The 728-nt window shown below is 42.6% G+C and carries 1 protein-coding gene; it reads right to left on the bottom strand.

Annotation, left to right across the window (positions count from 1 at the left end; all coding sequences use genetic code 11):
* On the bottom strand, positions 1-698 hold a 698-nt coding region (locus A3729_RS07555; protein WP_197475661.1), incomplete at its 3' end, for an acyl-CoA dehydrogenase family protein.
* Between the last annotated feature and the right edge of the window lie 30 nt (positions 699-728).

The raw sequence follows: 728 nt of genomic DNA, 5'->3' as shown, positions 1-728 counted from the left end.
CTAAGGGAGTTATATTCATTATTGTCTGGAAAAATTTTTGGCACCAAAAATAAAGATAGGCCTTTAATACCTTCAGGTGCACCCTTAATACGAGCGAGTACTAAATGAATAATATTGTCACTAGCGTCATGATCACCTGTAGAGATAAAGATTTTGGTACCTGATATCGCGTAACTGTTGTCAGCATTAATCTTTGCGCTACTTTTAATTTCACCTAGGTCGGAACCGCAATGAGATTCAGTTAAGCACATGGTGCCCGTCCAATTACCTGATACCATGTTGTGAAGGTAGGTTTGTTTTAATTCATCATTACCGAATGAAATCAGAGCTTTACATGCAGAGCTGGTGAGCGCTGTGAACATGCATAAAGATTGGTTGGTACTGGTCAACATTTCCGATACCTTTGAGCTAAGTGCTTCAGGTAGCGCTTGCCCACCCCACTCCTCTGGCATCGAGATTCCCATCCACCCTGCTTCAGAAAAAGCTTTAAATGCGTCGCGAATCTTAGGGTCTAGTAGTACTTTACCATCCTTGTAACGACAGCCATTTTGGTCTCCATGTTGATTGACGCTGCCCCAGACTTGCTCTGAAAACTCTGCAGCCTGGTCGAGAATTAAGCCCGCATCGTCATTGTCGATAGCAGAATTGCCCTTTATATGGAATTTCATATCAGTGATTGGCGCGCAATATTTCGACACGGTGCTATGCTCCTCTATTAATGTTCTTAT

The sequence above is a fragment of the Oleiphilus sp. HI0043 genome (assembly GCF_001634935.1).
Note: the sequence above shows the minus strand (reverse complement) of the source record. Positions and strands in the feature narration are given on the sequence as shown.